Annotated in this window: 13 protein-coding genes; 10 read left to right on the forward strand and 3 right to left on the reverse strand. The window is 65.9% G+C overall.

Annotated features, from left to right (window positions below; translation table 11 throughout):
• Positions 1-190: 190 nt before the first annotated feature.
• Entirely contained in the window at positions 191-763 is a 573-nt protein-coding gene (locus EJV47_RS13065) for a DUF4468 domain-containing protein (RefSeq protein WP_126693594.1), read from the forward strand.
• A gap of 270 nt (positions 764-1,033) precedes the next feature.
• On the opposite strand, the gene EJV47_RS13070 is transcribed toward EJV47_RS13065, so the two are convergent.
• A complete protein-coding gene (locus EJV47_RS13070) occupies positions 1,034-2,848 on the reverse strand; it encodes a lysophospholipid acyltransferase family protein (RefSeq protein WP_126693595.1) in 1,815 nt (604 codons plus the stop codon).
• Between the two features lie 404 nt (positions 2,849-3,252).
• On the opposite strand from EJV47_RS13070, the gene EJV47_RS13075 reads away from it, so the two are divergent.
• Positions 3,253-4,020 (forward strand): porin family protein, encoded by a 768-nt coding sequence (locus tag EJV47_RS13075; protein ID WP_126693596.1) that lies wholly within the window; start codon positions 3,253-3,255, stop codon positions 4,018-4,020.
• Between the two features lie 132 nt (positions 4,021-4,152).
• Here the strand turns inward: EJV47_RS13075 and EJV47_RS13080 are convergent, their stop codons facing one another.
• Positions 4,153-5,037: a DNA/RNA non-specific endonuclease gene (locus EJV47_RS13080; RefSeq protein ID WP_126693597.1), complete on the reverse strand. Its 885-nt coding sequence runs from the start codon at positions 5,035-5,037 to the stop codon at positions 4,153-4,155.
• A gap of 616 nt (positions 5,038-5,653) precedes the next feature.
• Between EJV47_RS13080 and EJV47_RS13085 the strand changes: the two genes are divergently transcribed.
• On the forward strand, positions 5,654-7,360 hold the full coding sequence (locus EJV47_RS13085) for a hypothetical protein (protein WP_126693598.1): 1,707 nt from the start codon (positions 5,654-5,656) through the stop codon (positions 7,358-7,360).
• A 91-nt stretch (positions 7,361-7,451) separates the two neighbouring features.
• On the opposite strand, the gene EJV47_RS13090 is transcribed toward EJV47_RS13085, so the two are convergent.
• Positions 7,452-9,614 (reverse strand): T9SS type A sorting domain-containing protein, encoded by a 2,163-nt coding sequence (locus tag EJV47_RS13090; RefSeq protein WP_126693599.1) that lies wholly within the window; start codon positions 9,612-9,614, stop codon positions 7,452-7,454.
• A gap of 318 nt (positions 9,615-9,932) precedes the next feature.
• On the opposite strand from EJV47_RS13090, the gene EJV47_RS13095 reads away from it, so the two are divergent.
• From EJV47_RS13095 to EJV47_RS13125, 7 genes are all read left to right on the forward strand, one after another.
• Positions 9,933-11,294, forward strand: a complete 1,362-nt coding sequence (locus EJV47_RS13095) for a sigma-54-dependent transcriptional regulator (protein WP_126693600.1) — start codon at positions 9,933-9,935, stop codon at positions 11,292-11,294.
• 37 nt (positions 11,295-11,331) lie between these two features.
• Positions 11,332-14,955 carry a PAS domain S-box protein gene (locus tag EJV47_RS13100; RefSeq protein WP_126693601.1) on the forward strand — a complete coding sequence of 1,208 codons (3,624 nt, stop codon included), beginning with the start codon at positions 11,332-11,334 and terminating at the stop codon, positions 14,953-14,955.
• Positions 14,956-15,049: 94 nt separating this feature from the next.
• Positions 15,050-15,475: a hypothetical protein gene (locus EJV47_RS13105; protein ID WP_126693602.1), complete on the forward strand. Its 426-nt coding sequence runs from the start codon at positions 15,050-15,052 to the stop codon at positions 15,473-15,475.
• 13 nt (positions 15,476-15,488) lie between these two features.
• Complete coding sequence (locus EJV47_RS13110) at positions 15,489-16,586, forward strand: DUF3616 domain-containing protein (protein ID WP_126693603.1); 1,098 nt, start codon at positions 15,489-15,491, stop codon at positions 16,584-16,586.
• A gap of 196 nt (positions 16,587-16,782) precedes the next feature.
• Complete coding sequence (locus tag EJV47_RS13115) at positions 16,783-17,328, forward strand: hypothetical protein (RefSeq protein ID WP_126693604.1); 546 nt, start codon at positions 16,783-16,785, stop codon at positions 17,326-17,328.
• 58 nt (positions 17,329-17,386) lie between these two features.
• Positions 17,387-17,920 carry an acyl-CoA thioesterase gene (locus EJV47_RS13120; RefSeq protein ID WP_126693605.1) on the forward strand — a complete coding sequence of 178 codons (534 nt, stop codon included), beginning with the start codon at positions 17,387-17,389 and terminating at the stop codon, positions 17,918-17,920.
• A 112-nt stretch (positions 17,921-18,032) separates the two neighbouring features.
• Positions 18,033-18,587: a type 1 glutamine amidotransferase domain-containing protein gene (locus EJV47_RS13125; protein ID WP_126693606.1), complete on the forward strand. Its 555-nt coding sequence runs from the start codon at positions 18,033-18,035 to the stop codon at positions 18,585-18,587.
• The last annotated feature ends 20 nt before the right edge of the window (positions 18,588-18,607 follow it).

Below are 18,607 nucleotides of genomic sequence, written 5' to 3' on the forward strand. Positions count from 1 at the left end.
TTTCTGAAAGTTTACATTGATTAGAATAATCCAAAACCGCTTCTTAACTTTCCTTGAAACTAATGCAGTTTGCCAACGTAAGCCCGGCATTTGGTGCTGTTTCGGTAACAGATTCGTAACGCCAGCGTCAATTGCCTGCCAGAACTTTGCACAGCACATTTCCAAGCCTTCACCCTTGCCTTTCTGCGCTATGAAGAAAACACTACCCTTGCTCTGGTTGATGGTAGCGCTGCTGTCCGGCTTCACGGCCGCCGCGCAGGACGCGGTGGAGTACGCCGAGCGCGTGCCCACGGAAAACTTCAGCCGCCAAACCCTGCAGGCCCGGGCCGCCGACTGGGTGGAGCACCACTTCGCCTACGGCCCCAAAACCAACCTGAAGACCAACGCCGAAGCCGGCACCGTGAGCGTGCAGGGCACCGTGAAGGTGAAGCCCGTCGACAACAAGGGCCAGAACCTGGAGCGCACCGCCCGCTTCGAATTCACGTTCACCGCCACCGACCAGGGCTACAACTACTCGGTGGGCCACTTCCAGGTCATTGCCGATCCGCAGCAGCTCGACCAGCTGGTGCCGATGGAGGCCTACCTGGCCCAGCTCGCCGCGGAGAAGAACGTCGACAAAACCAAGAACGACAAGCGCGTGCGCGCCCAGGCCAACTCCCTGGCCAGCGAAATTGCCATGAGCTTCCGCGGCTACATGAGCCAGATTCCGACGGCCGAGGACGGCAGCGTGGGCCTGCCCGCGGGCAGCAGTGCCGGCAACTAGGCTCCGGCACCCCCATAAACGAAAAAGGCGGCTTCCCACAAGCCGCCTTTTTTCTTGCTTAATTATCAGCAAACCAGCTATTCAGCACATGGTATCGGGGATAATTTTGGGTAAGCCCGTCATGTCGAGCGAAGTCGAGTCATCTCGCTCGATAGTATTCTTCTCGTTGAACGATAGAGTTACTACCTGTCATCAGCACGCGAGATGTCTCGATTTCGCTCGACACGACGGGCTGATGACTTCTCTACAATTGCAGTATTACCACGCCACCTACCCTTTGCCCTGCACCCGGTCCAGCAAACGGTGGGTGCGCTCGGGCAATTCGCGGGCGTCGAGCACGATGAAGCCGTCGAGGGAGTTGCAGAACGCCGGGTCGAGGTTGAAGCCGATGAAGCGGGCGTTCAGGCGCACGTACTGGCGCAGCAGCGTGGGAATGCCCAGCCCCCGGGGCTCGATGCTGGCTACCAGCCGGTTCAGCGCCTCCAGGCTGTCGACGCCGGCCTGCAGCACGCCGGGCTGCTCGTGGGCGTCGAGGGGGCGGTAGCGGTAGCGCTTACGCGGGCGCACCTGGGCGGCCAGCTCCGCGTCGAAGCAGTGGCGGGTGACGTACTCCAGCATGGCCGCCTTGGACGCCGGCGAAAACCGGTTGCTGATGCTCACCGGCCCGATGAGGTAGCGGTACTCGGGGTGGGCGTCGAGGTAGGCGGCAATGCCCTTCCAGAGCAAAGCCAGCGGCAGCGGCTGGCGCTGGTACTCCTCGCGCACGAAGGCCCGGCCCAGCTCCAGCGACTGGCGCAGCAGGGGCTTCAGCCCGCGCCGCAGCCGGAACAGCGAGTTCAGGTAGAAGCCCCGGCGGCCGTGCTGGCGCAGAATGGCCCGCCCCGGCCCGATGCGGTAGGCGGCCACCAGCTTGCGGGCGGCGCGGTCGTAGAGGAACAGGTGGCGGTAGTAGTCATCGAACTGGTCGAGGTCGGTGGCCTGCAGGGTGCCTTCGCCCTCGCGGCGGAAGGTCAGCTCCCGCAGCCGCCCGATTTCGCGCAGCACGTGGGGCACTTCTGATTTCTTGGCCACGTACACTTCCCACTGCCGCGTCTGCACCAGTTTCCGGGCCGGGCGCAGGGCGGCCAGATCGGCTTCCAGCAATTCAGCGGGCGTCTCGCCGATAACCGGCACGGGCGCAGCGGCCGGCGCCTGCAGCAGCGGGGCCACGAACCGCTCGGTTTTGCTGCGCACTTCCAGCGGGCTGAGGGCGTGCACGCGGGCCCGCAGGTAGGGCATCTGCTCGGCGGCGGGCAGCTGATGCAGCTCGGCCGGCGCCACCGCCGCCCCGATGCGCACCTGCACCGTCTGGCCGCGCTTGTTGAGCAGCTCCACCGGCAGGCGGGCCGTGCGCAGCAGCGGGTGCACGAGGCCCAGCCAGTTAAAGGAAGTGCTGTTCTTGCCGCTCACCCACACCGGCAGCACCGGCAGCCGCGCCGCCTGAATCAGCCGCCCCGCCGTGGGGTGCCAGGCCGATTCCTCTACCCGCCGGAACGGGGCCGGGCGGTGGGCCACTTCGCCGGCCGGAAACAGCAGCAGGGGCACGTCGTTGTGCAAGAACTGCAGCAGGCGGCGCAGGCCGGGCACGTTGCGCGGGCCGTCGGTGGCGTCGGGGCGCACCAGCACGAACTGCTGGTGCAGCTGGGGCAGCAGCGGGGCCAGCAGCTCGTTGGCCACGGTGCGCAGCTCGGGGCGGGCCTGGCCCAGTACGTGCAGCAGCACCAGCCCGTCGAGCATGCCGCTGGGGTGGTTGGCCACAGCAATAAAGGCGCCGCTGGCGGGCACCCGGCGCAGCTCGGCCGCGTCGTATTCCACCGTTATCTGCAGGCGCTCCAGAATGGCGGCCACGAACTCCAGGCCCGTCAGGTCGGCGGCCTGCTCGTAGAGCTGCTGCAGCTCGCGCAGGTGGGTGAAGCGCTGCAGCACGGGGCGCAGGGCGGCCCGGGAGCGGGCCCCGAAACCGGCGGGCAGCGGAAGGTTGGCGGAAATCATATCAAGCAGCGCGAAGGGGCCAGGGGCCGCAGCGGTGGGCAGTTGTTCAAACATCGGGCGCAGAGGTTAGTCCGGCGTTATGACCGGATTATCATATCGTTATCTGCTGCCGAAGTAGGCCCGAAATCCAGGCGCCCTCAAACCAAAACCGCCCCTCGTCTGACTTTTCACCAAGGCGCCCCAAACGCAAAAAACCGCGCCGAAGCACGGTCCTTTGACACTCACTTTTGGTGATTCTTCACTCACTCACCGCCACAAAAGTAGCGCATATTTCTCTACCAGATGAGGAAATTTTCAATCATAATACATTCATAATCTTACCACAAGCCGCAGCATCAATCACCGCCCGAGCGGTTTGGCACGGTTTTGTTTTAGCCCTTCCCGACGATGCGCCGACGGACGCGTGAGTGGCTGCCTCGTCCCTTCCATTCCCTTCCGATTTTCAACCTCCCGTGGTCATGCTGACGAACCGCGCTACCCTCGCTATTGCCTTTTCCGCCGCCCTGCTGCTCGGCGCATCTACTACCTCCGTGGCCCAGGCCCAGCGCCCGGCCTACTCCCGCACCTACGTGCCGGCTCCTTCCAACACTGGCTCCGCCGTGGCCGCCAACGGCGCCGACGGCGTCCGGTTCGGCCTGCGGGCCGGCGTGAACGTGGCCGACTGGTCGGGCGACGCGGTGCAGAGCCTGCAAAGCCTGCTCGACCTAACCGACGGCGCCGTGACGCGGCAGCAGCGGCCGGGCTTCCACGCCGGGGCCTACGTGAGCTTGCCGCTGGGGCCGCGCTTTACCATCGAGCCGGGCGTGCAGTACTCCGAGAAGGGCATGGTGATGAGCGGTAAGCTGCCCATCGAAGCCCTGGATTTCCTCAACGCCCAAGCCACCGCCACGGCCCGCATGAGCTACATCGACGTGCCGGTGCTGCTGAAGGGCTACCTCACGCGCGGCCTGTACCTGTACGCCGGCCCGCAGGCCTCCTACCTGGTGTCGGGCAAGGCCCGGCTGGAGGCCGGCGCCCTGGGCTTCAGCGCCTACAAGCAGGATTTCGACGTGAAGGAGTACTTCCGGGAGCTGGACTTCGGGCTGACGGGCGGCGCGGGCTACCAGTTCGGGAACGGATTGGGCCTGAGCGCCGGTTACGACTACGGCCTCTCGTCGCTCGACAAAAACAACAATTTCGACGCCCAGAACCGCGTCATCAAGGCCTCCCTGAACTACACTTTCTAGTGCCCCGCACGCTAAAGTTGCCGCGTTACCGTTCCCTTATTTCTTCACTCGCTCACATAAACGTTCATAGAAAAGGCTGCCCTCGTCTGAGGGCAGCCTTTTCCGTTGTTAACCGGGTCATTAGCCGCCGGCTCAGCTGGTCGGGCCGTTGTCGACGCGGGCCTCGATGGTGCTCTGCACGGTAGACGACACGGCGGAGAGGATGTTGTAGCCCGTGGCCGACTCGATGGCGTCGACCGAGGTGCGGTAGGAGCCCCAGGTAGTGCCCACGCTCTGGTCGTTGGGCGTATCGATGGCAATGACGCGGGTGCTGGTCGTCACGCGGCTGGCGTCGGAGGAGCCTTCGGGCAGCACCACGATGACCTTCCAGCAGCGACGCGGCACGGTGACGCGGCCAGCGTCGAGGGTGGTTTTGTAGCCGGCCGAGCCGGTGCCGCCGGTGCCGTACGAGCCGCAGATGATGTACAGCTCGTTGCCGGCGTTGATGAGCGTGCGGCAGTAGTTTTCGAGGTTGGCCCAGGCGCGCTGGTTGTTGTAGGGCGCCTGGGGCATCATGTTGGTCATCAGGAAAGTGGCCGAGTTATCAGCCACCGAGCCGGTGCGGTCGGCCGAAGGGCAGTTGTGGCCGCGGTCGAAGCCCGAGCCGGTGTAGCTGCTGCTGGTTACGCGGTACCAGCCCGAGGGCAGGGTAGCGTCGGCGGCGAAGTTGTCCTGGCGCGGGGTGCTGCCCACCCAGGCCGAGCTCAGGTGCCACGACACCCAGTTCGGAATGCCCCGGTCGCGGTGGTACGACATGGCGTACTGCGACTTACTCAGCAGGTAGTTGGTGGGGTACGAGGTACTGGCCACGGCGCCGCTGGGGTTGCCCATGGTCAGGTGACTGTCGCGGGTGGCGTCGGCGCTCTGGCTGGTGGCTTCCAGCGAGGCGTCGGGCTGGATGTCCTCGTGCTTGGCGCAGGAGAAGACGAGGGCGCCCAGCACGAGCAGGGTCCCGAGGCGGGTAAGGGTTGCTTTCATCGAAGCAGTAGGTGTTGTTGGTGGAGAATTGGGGAGCAAAATTGGTAAGAGCCGCACCGCAGGGTGTTATTCCCAGATTGTGTTACTGTTACCGTGCTGTTAAGCAAGCGAGTATCTAAGAAATATCCAAATGTTAAAATTTAAACTAATCCGAGGTCTTTTTGGCCTGTGATTTGCTAGCTGAGAAATGCACCTCGGTAACGGGCAATATCCTCCCCCCGTAGCCCCGGTGCAGCCTTCTTTTATCCTGCTTCTTTAATCCTTACTGCATGCCCCCAACCCTACCCCGTTGGCTTCGGCTGCTTATGCCTGGTTGGCTTCTTCCCTTGGCCGCGCTTGCGCAAAGCCTAGGGAAGGGGTCAACCTATAATTTTTTTAGTCCCTCCCAGGTTCGGGTGCGCTTACCCTACGACTGCGTCGGCACCGCTTTTCCCGCTACTCGGTTAGCAAGCGGCCGCGTAAGCATGCCGACGTCAAGCTCCGGGTTGACAGCCAGGCAGCGCCTAATCTTTGTGTCGGCCTACAAACTGCCACACAACCTGCTACATCCGTAGCCTACTCTTCGTACCTTTTCCCGCTTTCATTCTTTTTCACCTTTTCATCTTACCAAATGCCTATGAACCGTTGTTTACTCCTGTTGCTGGCCAGCTTGCTGCTGCTTGGCAGCCGTCCCGTCCGGGCCTCGCACGCCCAGGGCGGGCAGCTCACCTACGAGGCCCTCGGCAACAACCGCTACCGGGTGACCTGCCGCTACTTCCGGGACTGCTCGGGCATCGCGGCTGAAACCTCGCTCACGCTCAACTGCCGGGTGGGTACGCCCACCACCTCGTGCAACAGCAACGACGCGCGCAACTTCACCACCACCCTGGTACGCGGCATACTGGTAATGGGCAGCCCCTACTGCCCCAGCGTCCCCGGTGCCAACACGTGTAACACCACCAGCCCGTACGCCAACTACGAAACGGCCAAGTACACCGCCGACATCACTCTGCCCCCGGCCGCCGAGTGGACGCTGAGCGTGGAAATCAACGCCCGGCCGTCCGTTGAAAACATCGGCGGCAACACTACCCTGCGCTTCGAGGCTACTCTGAACAATCAGGTTACCTTGTCCAACGGCACCCAATACGTGGCGCAGAACACCTCGCCCCAGTACCAGGACCAGGATTCGCCAGTGCCTTTTGCGGGCTGGAAGCAGCAGAACACCCTGACTTTCTCCACTTTCGAGCCCGACGGCGACTCGCTGGTATACTCGCTGGACCGGCCACTGGAAGCCTGCAACCAGTACTCGACCTACGCCGCCATTAACCAGAATGTGCCCGTCATTCTTGACCCGAGCAACACGCCGACCAACCCCTGCGTGATTAACATGCAAACCGGGTTCCCGACGGCGTACTCGCCTACGTATCCGCTGCCTTCTTATACCGTTACCGGCTCCTGCCCGGTGAAGACGGCCGTGCCGGATTTCACCTTCGACCCGTTCGTGGGCAGCGTCACGTTTACGCCGGCCGTTTACGCTACCACTCCCTCGGCTGATGGCGACAACAAGTACGCCCTGGTAGGCAAAGTGACGGAGTACCGCAAAATCAACGGGCAGTACTACAAAATCGGCACGGTGCGCCGCGAGATGCTGGTTATCGTTATCGACTGCGGCCCCAATGCCCTGCCCGCCAGCCCGACCACCACGGCCGGCAACCCCACCACCAGCGTCCGCTCGCTGCAGCTGTCGACCGTGGCCGGCACCTACGCCGAAACGGAATACTTCTTCACTGACCCGAATCCGGCCGACCGCCTGACCGTGTCCATCGTACCGCCCACGGACCCGGCGTACGCGGACATGCACATCAACCTGAACGCGCCCGCCGCGCCGGTGACGGTGCTGAACAACGGCACGGCCACCCCGTCCCTGAAGGTGCGCCTGCGCCCGGACCCGTACCTGGCCGGCCGCACCTACCGCATCCCGGTGAAAGTGGAGGACAACGCCTGCCCCATCAAAGGGGCCCAGTACTACGTGCTGGTGCTGCAGGCCCTGCCGCGCAACGTCACGGCCACGCACACGGCCGCCAAGCGCCAGCAGCTGACGGCCTACCCCACGCCCTTCACGGATGAAGTGCGCTTCGCCCTGCCCCGCCCGAAAGCCGGGGCCGCGCAGGTGCTCGTCTTCGACCAGGTCGGCCGCCTCGTCGACCGCCTCGCCGTGCCCGCCGCGGCCGGCACCGAGGCCCAGCTCACCTGGACGCCCGCCGCCAGCGTGCCCGCCGGCATCTACTCCGCCCGCTTTGCCGACGGACAGCACACCGTCCGACTCGTGCGCGTGGCGCCTTAGCGGCATAGGCTACGCCCTGACAGGCAACGGCCCCGGCTTCCGTAGTGGAAACCGGGGCCGTTGCCTGTTTATGTGAGCTGCAAACGGTGGATTAGCGGGTTACGCTCAGGCGCTGGCTAGCCAGGCGCTGGCCCTGAGCATCGAACAGCACCACCTGGTACAGGCCGGCGGCCAAGCCCTGCAGGGTCAGCTTTTCGGCTTTGGGGGCCAGAGCCTGGCTGCGCACCAGTTGCCCACGCGTGGTGTACACGCGCAGCACGCTACCGGCGGTGGGCGTACCCAGCAGCACGGTGGCCTGCTCGGTGGCGGGGTTGGGATACACATTCAGGGCCAGTTCACCCTTGGGCTGCCAGCGCACGGCCTGCACTTCGGAATAGGTAGTCGTGCCGTCCTGGTCGACCTGGCGCAGGCGGTAGTAGAGCGTGCCGGCCGGTAGCTGGGCGGCTTCGGCGTCGCGGGCGGCGTAGCGGCGCGTGACGGTGCTGGTGCCGGCGGCCTGCACGCGGCTAACTTCCGTGAAGCCTGCTTCGGCGGCTAGGGCGCGCTCCACGGCAAAGTAGGCGCTGTTTTTCTCCATAGCCGTAGCCCAGCTCAGCTCCACAGCCGAGGCCACGGCTTTGGCCTGAAAGTTCACCAGCTCCACCGGCAGCGGCGTGGGCGCGTTGATGGTGGTGGGGAAACCCTGCACCGGGTCGTCGGCAAAGGCGTAGTAAATCTGGGCGTTGCTGCCCAGACCGATGCCGTTGTCGATTTCCACCTCAATCCACTCGAAGTCCTGCGTGGTCATGAAGCCGATTTCCTGCACGCTGCTGCCCAGCAGGCCGGTGGCCAGCAGGCTGGCGCCGCTGGCACTTTCCAGCACGGTGGTGCCATCGGCGGCGTACGTGCGGATGGTCACGTTGGAGAGCAGACTGGTGCTGAGCAGGCCATTGTTGTACGTCAGGGCCACGCCGGCGCGGTTGCCGGCGTTGGCGTCACCGTTCACGCGCAGCTTCAGGCGACGCGTGCCACCCAGCAGCGAGAAATTCATCTGGGCGTAGTTGTTCAGCGTGGCATCGGCGGCGAAGCTGGGGTTGGCCACGCAGCTGCTGCTGTTGCAGGTACCGCTCACCTGGTAGTTGCCGCTGGTTTGATTGGCGGCGAAGTCCGACAGCAGCGGTTCCTGATCTTCAAACGCCCGCGGCTCGATACCGAAGCCGTAGTACACGTTCAAATCGTCGAGCAGGCCCAAGACGCCGGTTTTCTCCAGCTCCACGTGGTCGAAGGCCTGGCTGGTTTTGAAGCTCACCTGGTACTTGCCGTCGGGCAGCAGCTGCAGCTCCAGCAGGTTGGCCGCCGAACCGGTTTCCTGCAGCACGCCGTTCTTGTAGGTCTTAATTTTAAGACTATTGAGCACGCTCGCATCGAGCAAGCTACTGCTGCCGATAACGAAGCCGGCGTGGTAGCCCGCCGGGGAGCTGCCTTCCAGCTTCACCTGCAGGGAGGTGGTGCAGCCCACGCCCGTCACGTGCATGGTGGCGTAATCGGTGAGGCCGGCCGTGACGGCGTTGAGCGGATTGGCCACGCCCGAGTTCAGGCACAGCCCGCCCGTGGAGGCCGAGGTGGTGTAATCGGCAGCCGAGGGGCTGCTCAGCCGCGAGAGGTAGCCGGTGGCGGTGGTTACCACGTTGGCCGGCACGGCGTAGGCGTAGTACACGTCGAGGGTGGTCAGCACGCTGGCCGTAATGGTAGCTTCCACCTCAATCTGGTCCAGGGGCCGGTCGGCAATAAAGCTGATCTGGGTGCGGCCGTCTTCCAGGCCCGCCGCGGTTACGCCGGTGGCGTTGGCCAAGCGGGTTTCCTGCAGCACGCCGCCCGCGTAGGTGCGCAGCACAATGGCGCTGAGGGCTGATGCGTCGAGGGTGCGGCCGTTGCTCACCACCACGCCCACGCGGTAGTTGGCCGGGGCCGGGGTATTCAGGGTCAGGCGCAGGGCGGCGCGGTTGCCCACGCCCACGGTTTGCTGCACCGTGGCGTAGTTGGTCAGGGTGTTATCGGCGGCCCGTACGGCATTGTCGACGCCGCAGCCCACGCACACGACTCCGTTACGCTGCACGCTGTATTGATCGGGGCTAGTGGGCGTCGCAAATTTGGAATATGCCGGATTCGGGGCAGTCTGAGCGGCGGCATCCAGGCTCAGACAGGGCAAGCCCATTACTACTCCCAGTAGCAGGCTTTGGGCCGAGGTAGTCAGCAGTGAGACAATGTGTTTCATAATTGCGCAGGTGTGTTGCCGACGACTTTCCGCCGACCAACTCACCTTAGGCAATTCTTTGGCCCAGTCGTGCCAACGGCACTTTTAGCGTTGTCTATCAGATAATTACCATCATATAACTTTTGCAATATGTTCCCAAGCCAGGAATTATTGTCCCATTTTGGGAATAGTTGTGTACCATCTTACAATGCCCTATACTAGCGGCACGCGCCGCTCTGCTCCTATTGCAACCTTCGAAAACAAACCACACCGGGAATGCCAATTCCCATGCCCGCGGTTTGGTCTTTGACCAAGCAACCGGCCGAATTTTTCTCCCCGATGCCCTTGCCTTCCCTCACCGTTTTCATTGTCGAAGACAACGCCTGGTACAGCGAAATCCTGGCGTATAAGCTTTCCCAGAACCCGGACTACGCAGTCCGGCAGTTCGCCTCGGGCCGGGACTGCCTCAAGCACCTGACCGAGGAAACCCCGGACCTGATAACGCTGGACTACTCCCTGCCCGATGGCTCGGGCGAGCAGATAATGGCCCAACTGCGCGAGCGGCTGCCGGAGGTGCCTATCATCGTTATTTCGGCCCAGGAAGACGTTGGCACGGCCATCGGCATGCTCAAGAAGGGTGCCTACGACTACTTCGTGAAAGACGAGGAAACAGCCGAGCGACTCTGGTTCAGCGCCCAGAAGGTGCGCGAGCAGCTGGCCCTGCGCCGCGAAAACGCCCAGCTGCGCCAGCAGGTGGAGCAGAAATTCGACCCGGCCCGCTCCATCATTGGGGCCAGTCCCAAAGTGAGAGAGCTGCTGGCCCTGATCGAAAAAGCTGCCCGCACCAATATTACCGTGTCGCTCAGCGGCGAGACGGGCACCGGCAAGGAGCTGGCCGCCAAAGCCATTCACTTCCAGTCGGCGCGGCGCAACGGGCCGTTTGTGGCCGTGAACGTGGCCGCTATTCCGCGCGAGCTGATTGAGTCGGACTTATTCGGGCACGAGAAGGGGGCTTTTACCGGGGCCACCAACCGGCGCATCGGCTACTTCGAGCAGGCCCACGGCGGCACCTTGTTTCTCGACGAAATTGCCGAGCTGGACCTGAACCTGCAGGCCAAGCTGCTGCGGGTGCTGCAGGAGCGGGAGCTGACGCGCGTGGGCGGCAGCAAAACCATCGAGTTCGACGCCCGCCTGATGGTGGCTACCCACCGCGACTTGGGCGAGGAAGCCAAGCAGGGCCGCTTCCGCCAAGACTTATACTACCGCCTGCTGGGCCTGCCCATCGTGCTGCCGCCCCTGCGCGAGCGGGGTGCCGACACGGTGCTGCTGGCCGAGGCCTTTCTGCGCGAGTTCTGCGTGCAAAACTCCCTGCCCCAGATGCGCCTGTCCGAAGCGGCCCGCCAGAAGCTGCTGCAGTACACCTTCCCCGGCAACGTGCGCGAGCTGAAAGCCGTGATGGATTTGGCCGCCGTGCTGTCGGACGGCGAAACGGTGCAGCCCAAGGATTTGTCCTTGCGCAACAGCATCGTGCCCGAGGGCGAAAGCACCGAGCCGGAGTCCTTGCGCGAGCAGATAGCCCGCATTGTGCAAACTCACCTGGACGCCCACAACGGCAATATTTTGCACGTAGCCAAGCTGCTGAAAATCGGAAAGTCGACCATTTACCGTATGATTCAGAGCCAGGAGGTGCGCGTACGCTGAGGCGCCCCGCCCGGGTGGCTTTTTTTACGCGTGACTTATGAGTTCTGAAGTAGCAAGACACGACCGGCACCAGTCGGCGCGCACGCGCCGCTGGCTGCTGGACCGCCAGGGCCGCCGCGCGGCCGAGCACCAACTTACCGCCGTGCAGGCCGAATTCGGGGCGCTGCAGCAGCAGATGGAGCAGCAGCGCGCCGCCACGGCCGCCCAGCTCAACCTGCTGCTGCAAACCCTGCCCTCGGCCGTGCTGGCCGAGACGCCCCAGCGCCAGGTGGTGCTCGTCAACCAGCTGTTCTGCGACCTGCTGGGCCTGCCCGAGGCGCCGCTGACGCTGCCCGGCCAGCACACCGCCGCCGTGCTGGCCCGCGCCGCCAATGCCCCCCACGACGCGGCCGCTTTTGCCGCCTGGATGGAGCAGACCGTGGCTGGCCAGCCTAGCCCCGACCTGCCCACCTTCGAGCTGCCCGACGGCCGCATCGTGCAGCCCCACTATCTGCCGCTGCACCAGGGCCCGGCCGTGGCCCTGCACCTGTGGAACTTCGAGGACGTGACCGAGCAGCAGCTGGCCCAGCGCCGCATCCGGCAGCTCTCCAACCTCTCCGCGCAAAGCCCCAACCCCATTCTGACGGCCGACGCGCAGGGCCGGCTGCAGTACGCCAACACCGCCGCCGGCCCGGTGTGGCAGGCCCTGACCGCGCCCGGCAACCGGGAATCGGCCGACTTTCTGCGCCGCATCATCGCCGAGGCCGTGGCCGCGCAGCGCCCCCGCACCACCGAGTACCCCATCGACGGGCACTTCTACATCTGGACGGTGGTGCCGCTGCCCGCCCAGGGCCAGGCCAACGTGTACCTGACCGACATCAGCGTGCGGCGCCGGGCCGAAGCCGAGCTGCGCCGCAGCCAGCACCTGCTGGCCCGCATCAACGATACGCTGCCCACGCTGGTATTTCTGAGCGACACCCTGCAGCAGCGCCTGCTCTACTGCAACGACCAGGTGGAAGCCGTGCTGGGCTACCTGCCTGCCGAGCTGCAGCACCGCGACGCGGCCACCCTGCGCCAGCTGGTGCACCCCGACGATTTGCCCGGCCTGCTCGCCCGCTTCCGCCAGTACCCCCAGCTGGCCGATGGCAGCCTGCTCGAAGCCGAGGCCCGCCTGCAGCACCGCGACGGCACTTGGCGCTGGCTGCTGCTGAAAATTACCGTGTTCGACCGCGACGACCTCGGGCGGGTGCGGCAGGTGGTAGGCTCGGCCGAGGACATTACGGAGCGCCACCAGGCCGTGGAGGAGCTGGCCCACAGCCGCCGCTTCCTGGCCCAGGTATCGGATACGGTGCCCAACCTGATTTACCTCTACGACATCCAGCAAGGGCAGAACCTCTACTGCAACCAGCAGCTGCACGCCCTGCTGGGCTACGAAGTCAGCGAGATACAGGCCATGGGCACCGCTATGTTCGGCAGAATAGTAGCCCCCGATGACCAGCCCGTGCTGCAGGCTCACCAGGACCGGCTGCGCCGGGCCCAGCCCGGGGTGCTGCACACCACCGAGTACCGTGTGCAGCACCAAAATGGCTCCTGGCGCTGGCTGCGGCTGCGCGAAAGCGTGTTTGCCCGCGACGAGGAGGGCCGCCCCCGCGACATCATCGGCTCGGCCGAAGACGTGACCCAGCAGAAGCTCGACGAGGCCGAGCGCCAACGCGCCCGCGCCCGCACCGCCGAGCAGAGCCGCCTCGTGCGCCAGGTTATCGACTCGGTGCCGCACCTGGTGTACCTCAAGGACGTGGCCGGGCGCTACATCCTGGCCAATCAGGCCACGGCCGACCTGTTCGGTATTTCGGTGGAAGACCTCATCGGGCGGCGCCTGGAGGAGTTGCACCGTATGCCGGTGGACGTGGAGCGCTACCGCCGCCAGGACCAGGAAGTTATCCGTACCGGCCGCCACCTGGCGCTGGAAGAAACCTTCGTGCGCACCGACGGGGAGGTGCTCTGCTTCCACAGCATCAAGCGGCCCTTCGTGCAGGACGACGGGCAGGTGCTGGTGCTCGGCGTCGACAGCAACATCACCGAGCTGAAGCGGGTGCAGCAGGCCCTGCACACGGCCAAGGAGGCGGCCGAGGAAAACGCCCGCGTCAAGCAGGAATTCCTGGCCAACATGAGCCACGAGGTGCGCACCCCGCTCAACGGCATCCTGGGCATGGCCGGGCTGCTGGCCAAAAGTCCGCTCGACGACACCCAGGGCCACTACCTTACGCTCATCCGCCAGTCGGCCGACCACCTGCTGGTGGTCATCAACGACGTGCTGGCGGCGGCCCAGCTGGGCTCGGGCAAGCTGCGCCTGGAGTACATTCCCTTCGACCTGTACGCCCTGCTGCGCGACACGCTGGAGGCCCAGCAGCTGCGCGCCGCCGAAAAGCACATCAGCCTGCACCTGGAGCTGCCCGCCACCCCGGATGCCCCGCCCCTGGTGCTGGGCGACCCGCACCGCCTGCGCCAGATTGTGCTGAACCTGCTCGGCAACGCCATCAAGTTCACCGCCGAGGGCCACGTCACGCTCAGCGGCCACTGGGTGACGGACGGGCACGCGGCCGTCACCTTTCACCTGGCCGTGCAGGACACCGGCATCGGCATCAACCCGCAGCAGCTGGCCACCATCTTCGAGCCGTTTACCCAGGCCTCGGCCAGCACGGCGCGCGAGTACGGCGGCTCGGGGCTGGGCCTGAGCATCAGCCGGGGGCTGGTGGAGCTGCTGGGCGGCCACATCTGGGCCGAAAGCGCCCCGGGTGCGGGCAGCACCTTCCACGTGGAGCTGCCGCTGCCGCCCGCCCAGAACGTGGCCCTCGCCGCCCCCGCCACGCCCGCCCTGGCGCCGCACCTGCCGCCCTGCCGGGTGCTGCTGGCCGAAGACAACCCCGTCAACCAGCTGCTGGCGGCCACGCTGCTGCGCAGTTGGGGCGCCCAGGTCGACACCGCCGTCAACGGCCTGCAGGCCCTGGAGTGCTTCGACGAGCAGCACTATGACGTGGTGCTGATGGACATTCAGATGCCGGGCATGGACGGCATTACGGCCGCCCGGCAGATGCGCAGCCACCCCGACCCTACCCGCGCCCGCACGCCCGTGGTGGCCCTCACGGCCCACGCCCTGCCCGGCGAGGCAGCCCGCGCCCGGCAGGCCGGCTTCGTGGGCTACGTGTCGAAGCCCTTCCAGGAGGAAAAGCTGCTCAGCGTGCTGCAGCAGGTGCTCACGCCCTCCGTCGACGTGCCGGCCCCTCCCGCTCCCTACCCGGCCGCGCCACCCGCCCCGGCCTCCGCCGCCGCCGAGCCGCCGCCCCTGGACCTGGCCCCGCTACGCCGCCTGGCCGACGACGACCCGGGCTTTCTGCGCAAGCTGGCCGAGCTGTTTGTGCGTACCACCCCGCCTACGCTGGAAAAGATGCGCCGGCACCTGGACGAGCAGAACTGGTCCGCACTGTCGGCCGACGCCCACTTCCTGAAAAGCTCGGTGGGCGGCATCGGGCTGCAGGCGCTGCTGCCCAGCCTGCGCCAGCTGGAAGCCGCCGGCCAGTCGGGGGCCGCGCCCGATGCGGCCCAGCTTCGCCCGCTGGTGGAGCAGGTCGGCGGGGTATTTGCCCAGGCCGTCGAGCAGATGCGCCGCGAGTACCTGAGCTGAGCTGGGGTTTCGGGGTTGGGCGGGCCTGCGTACCGGGCCTGCCACCCCGACGCCGTTTTCGCGTATGCAGGGCCACACTCCTTTGCTCGTTCCTATGTCTTCCCCCCGATTCTGGCTGCTGGCCCTGCTGCTGGTAGCCACCCTGGCCAGCAGCTGCGCCCGGCGGCGCCGCGCCAAGGCCGATACCGCCGTCAGCACGCCCACCGAAACCCGCACGCCCGAGGAAATCCGCCGCGAAAACGTGCGCGACCTGGCCTCCGTCATGGCCGAGGAGCTGAAGCTGACCGACGACCAGACCTCCCGCATCCGCCGGGTGCTGGCCGCCACCGTGGAGCAGGTCAACGCCGCCCAGACCAAGGCTGGCACCGACAAAGCGGCCCTGACCACCGCCCTCAAGCGCATCAACGCCGCCTCGGAAGCCCAGCTCCGGCAGATCATGACCCCGGCTCAGTACCAGCTCTACCAGCAGCGCAAGCCCCAGATTCAGCAGAAGCTGCGCGAGCAGCGGGCCACCAACTAACCGCGCTCCGGCCATGAAACGCCCTACGCCCTGCCTGCTGCGCTTCGAGCCGGCCCACAGCACCGGCGCCTCCGGCACCCACGTGCGCGACGCGCTGTCGTCGGTGCTGCGCGTGGGCGACAACCTCTGGCTGGCCGGCGACGAGTGCGCCTCCCTGGAACGCCTGCGCCGGCAGCCCGATGGCTCCTTCGGGCAGCACGTCACCTTTGCCCTGGGCGAATTCCTGGACCTGCCCGCCGGCCCCGACGCGGAAGTCGACATCGAGGGCATTGCCGAGGCCGACCACTACCTCTGGGTGGTCGGCTCGCACAGCCGCAAGCGCCGGCAGCCCAAGCCCGAGCACCCCGACCCGGCCAAGCAGCTGCAGAAGCTGGCCCAGGTGGAGTCCGACGCCAACCGCTACCTGCTGGCCCGCATTCCGCTGCTGCCCGACCCGGCCACCGGCAACTACGAGCTGCACCGCCACGCCCCGCACCCCACCCGCCCCGGCCACACCCTGCGCGCTGCCCAGCTGCGCGGCGACGCGGCCACCAACGACCTGCTGCGCCTGCTCCGCCGCGACGAGCACCTGGGCCCCTTCCTGAGTATTCCGGGCAAGGACAACGGTTTCGACATCGAAGGGCTGGCCGCGGCCCCCGACGGGCGGCTGTTTCTGGGCCTGCGCGGGCCGGTGCTGCGGGGCTGGGCGGTGGTGCTGGAAATCAAGCTGCGCGAAGACAAGCACGGCCGCCTGCGCCTGGCCAAGCTGCCCGGCACCCCCAACCGCTACCACAAGCACTTCCTCGACCTGCACGGCATGGGTCTGCGCGAGCTGCGCCTCGTCGGGCCCGACCTGTACCTGCTGGCCGGCCCCACCATGGACCTCGACGGCACCATTGCCGTGTACCGCTGGGCCGGGGCCACCCGCTCGCACACCGACCACGTGCTGCACCCGCCCAACAGCCTGAAACGGCTGTTCGACGTGCCCCACCGCCCCGGCCGCGACAAAGCCGAGGGTATGGCCGTACTGGATGCCCACCACCTGCTGCTGGTGTTCGACTCGCCCGCCGACACGCGCAAACCCACCGCCGACGCCGTGGTGGCCGACGTGTACACCATGAGCGGCCGGTAGCATACTGTACTTGAACGTCCTTCAGAGCGCAGCGAAGACCCGAAGGACGGTCTGGAATAATTGCACCAGCCCCGGCGGCGCGGGAATTTCGGCGTGTCAGGCAACGCTTGCCGCTGCCCCGGCATCTGGCGCAGCGTGGCCGCTGCTTCGTGCGCGGCGGCTGCTGTTGCCTTCCCTGCACGGTTTCGCCACCGCTATGATCAAACAACCCCTCCCCGCCCTGCTGCTGGCCGGCGCGCTGCTGACGGCCGCCCCGGCCAGCGCCCAGGCCCCGGCCGCCGAGGTCCAGGCCCTTACCAAGCGCCTCAACGAGCTGCTACGCGACCCGAATGCCAAGGAGCACACCGAAGTGCTGGTGTCGCTGGCCGATTGCGGCGTGCGGCAGACGGTGCGCAAGTACCGCAGCCCCGGCACCGACGGCAGCCTGAACATTTCGGTGAGCAACAGCAAAAACGGCAGCAACTGGGGGGTGAAATCCAACGACAAGGTGGAGCTGGAGTTGAACCTGGGCCTCGACTGGAGCGAAATCGGGGCGGTGAGCTACCAGCCCAGGACCGACGAGGAATCGGGCCGGCCGTACTACGAGCTGAAGCTGCTGCGCCGCCCGGCCGCCGCGGGCGGCAACTCCTCGGGCCTCGACGCCATTTCGCTGCCGCTCTACACCCAGGACGAAAAAGCCGTAGCCGACGTGGTGCGCCGCCTGGGCGCGGTGCGGCGGCAGTGCAGCGGGCAGAAGGGCTAGGCCGGCCCGAACGGCGGCGTTTCGCGTACCTTTCGGCCCACACCTACTGCCTTTCGTTATGGCCGATACCGCTTTGGTTCGCACCCCGGAGTCCCGGCACCGCATCTATTTTCAGGACTGCGACCAGCTGGGCCACCTCAACAACGTCCGCTACCTCGACTACTTCCTCAACGCCCGCGAGGACCACGTCATCCGCCACTACGCGCTGAATATGGGGCAGCTGGCCCGGGAGCAGCGCGCCGCCTGGGTTATCACCAAGCACCACCTGAGCTACCTCAAGCCCGCTAACCACGGCGAGCAGGTGCTCATCCGTACCCAGCTCATTCACTTCGACAACTCCCGCCTGGTGGTGGAAATGCAGATGCTCGACGCCGACGGCCTGCGCCTGAAAGCCCTGTTGTGGTCGGAAATGGCCTTCGTGGACCTGACCACTGGCAAGCGCGCCGAGCACTCCGACGCCCTGATGGACCTGCTGGAGCAAGTCGACGTGGACGACGTGGACTACCACCCCGACGGCTTCGATGAGCGCAGCGCCGAGCTGCGCCGCCACTTCAAGCAGCAGCGCCGGGCCGCCGGGCAGGTCGAAGAATAGCCTTTTGCCGATAACCCCGCGGCCGCGGCCGCCGTTAAGCCAGAACCGGAACCACCCCCCGCGGGTGGTTCCGGTTTTTCGTTTCCACACCACCCCAAAACACCCCGTTACCATGAGCATCTTCGGCAATGACCCGCTGAAAGGCAAACACGTGGCCGTGCTGGCCACCGACGGCTTCGAGCAATCCGAGCTGGAAAAACCCGTCAAGGCCCTGAAAGACGCCGGCGCCGACGTCCACATCGTGTCCCTGAAAAGCGGCTCCATCAAGGGCTGGGACCAGAAAGACTGGGGCGACAAAGTGCAGGTTGACAAAACCCTGGACGAAGCCCGCCCCGCCGACTACGACGCGCTGGTGCTGCCCGGCGGCCAGATGAACCCCGACATCCTGCGCACCGAGCCCAAGGCCGTGCAGTTCGCCGCCGATTTCGTGAGGGCCGGCAAAGTGGTGGGCGCCATCTGCCACGGCCCCTGGCTGCTGGTGGAGGCCGACGTGGTGCGCGGCAAAAACGTCACCAGCTGGTCCAGCCTCAAGACCGACATCAAAAACGCCGGCGGCCGCTGGGAAGACGCGGAGGTCGTCGTCGACGGCAACCTGATTACCAGCCGCAACCCTAGCGACATCCCCGCGTTCAACAATAAACTGATCGAGAAGATCGGCGGCCAGTAACCCTTGCCCCGAGCGCCTCA

This window comes from Hymenobacter gummosus, from assembly GCF_003970915.1.
GTDB classification, from domain to species: domain Bacteria; phylum Bacteroidota; class Bacteroidia; order Cytophagales; family Hymenobacteraceae; genus Solirubrum; species Solirubrum gummosum.

Excerpts from the sequence above, each read along its gene's own strand:
- EJV47_RS13125 (WP_126693606.1), top strand. The coding sequence starts at position 18,033 with ATGAGCATCTTCGGCAATGACCCGCTGAAAGGCAAACACGTGGCCGTG.
- EJV47_RS13100 (WP_126693601.1), top strand. The coding sequence starts at position 11,332 with ATGAGTTCTGAAGTAGCAAGACACGACCGGCACCAGTCGGCGCGCACG.
- EJV47_RS13075 (WP_126693596.1), top strand. The coding sequence starts at position 3,253 with ATGCTGACGAACCGCGCTACCCTCGCTATTGCCTTTTCCGCCGCCCTG.
- EJV47_RS13110 (WP_126693603.1), top strand. The coding sequence starts at position 15,489 with ATGAAACGCCCTACGCCCTGCCTGCTGCGCTTCGAGCCGGCCCACAGC.
- EJV47_RS13095 (WP_126693600.1), top strand. The coding sequence starts at position 9,933 with ATGCCCTTGCCTTCCCTCACCGTTTTCATTGTCGAAGACAACGCCTGG.
- EJV47_RS13090 (WP_126693599.1), bottom strand. The coding sequence starts at position 9,614 with ATGAAACACATTGTCTCACTGCTGACTACCTCGGCCCAAAGCCTGCTA.
- EJV47_RS13070 (WP_126693595.1), bottom strand. The coding sequence starts at position 2,848 with ATGTTTGAACAACTGCCCACCGCTGCGGCCCCTGGCCCCTTCGCGCTG.
- EJV47_RS13080 (WP_126693597.1), bottom strand. The coding sequence starts at position 5,037 with ATGAAAGCAACCCTTACCCGCCTCGGGACCCTGCTCGTGCTGGGCGCC.
- EJV47_RS13120 (WP_126693605.1), top strand. The coding sequence starts at position 17,387 with ATGGCCGATACCGCTTTGGTTCGCACCCCGGAGTCCCGGCACCGCATC.
- EJV47_RS13105 (WP_126693602.1), top strand. The coding sequence starts at position 15,050 with ATGTCTTCCCCCCGATTCTGGCTGCTGGCCCTGCTGCTGGTAGCCACC.
- EJV47_RS13115 (WP_126693604.1), top strand. The coding sequence starts at position 16,783 with ATGATCAAACAACCCCTCCCCGCCCTGCTGCTGGCCGGCGCGCTGCTG.
- EJV47_RS13065 (WP_126693594.1), top strand. The coding sequence starts at position 191 with ATGAAGAAAACACTACCCTTGCTCTGGTTGATGGTAGCGCTGCTGTCC.
- EJV47_RS13085 (WP_126693598.1), top strand. The coding sequence starts at position 5,654 with ATGAACCGTTGTTTACTCCTGTTGCTGGCCAGCTTGCTGCTGCTTGGC.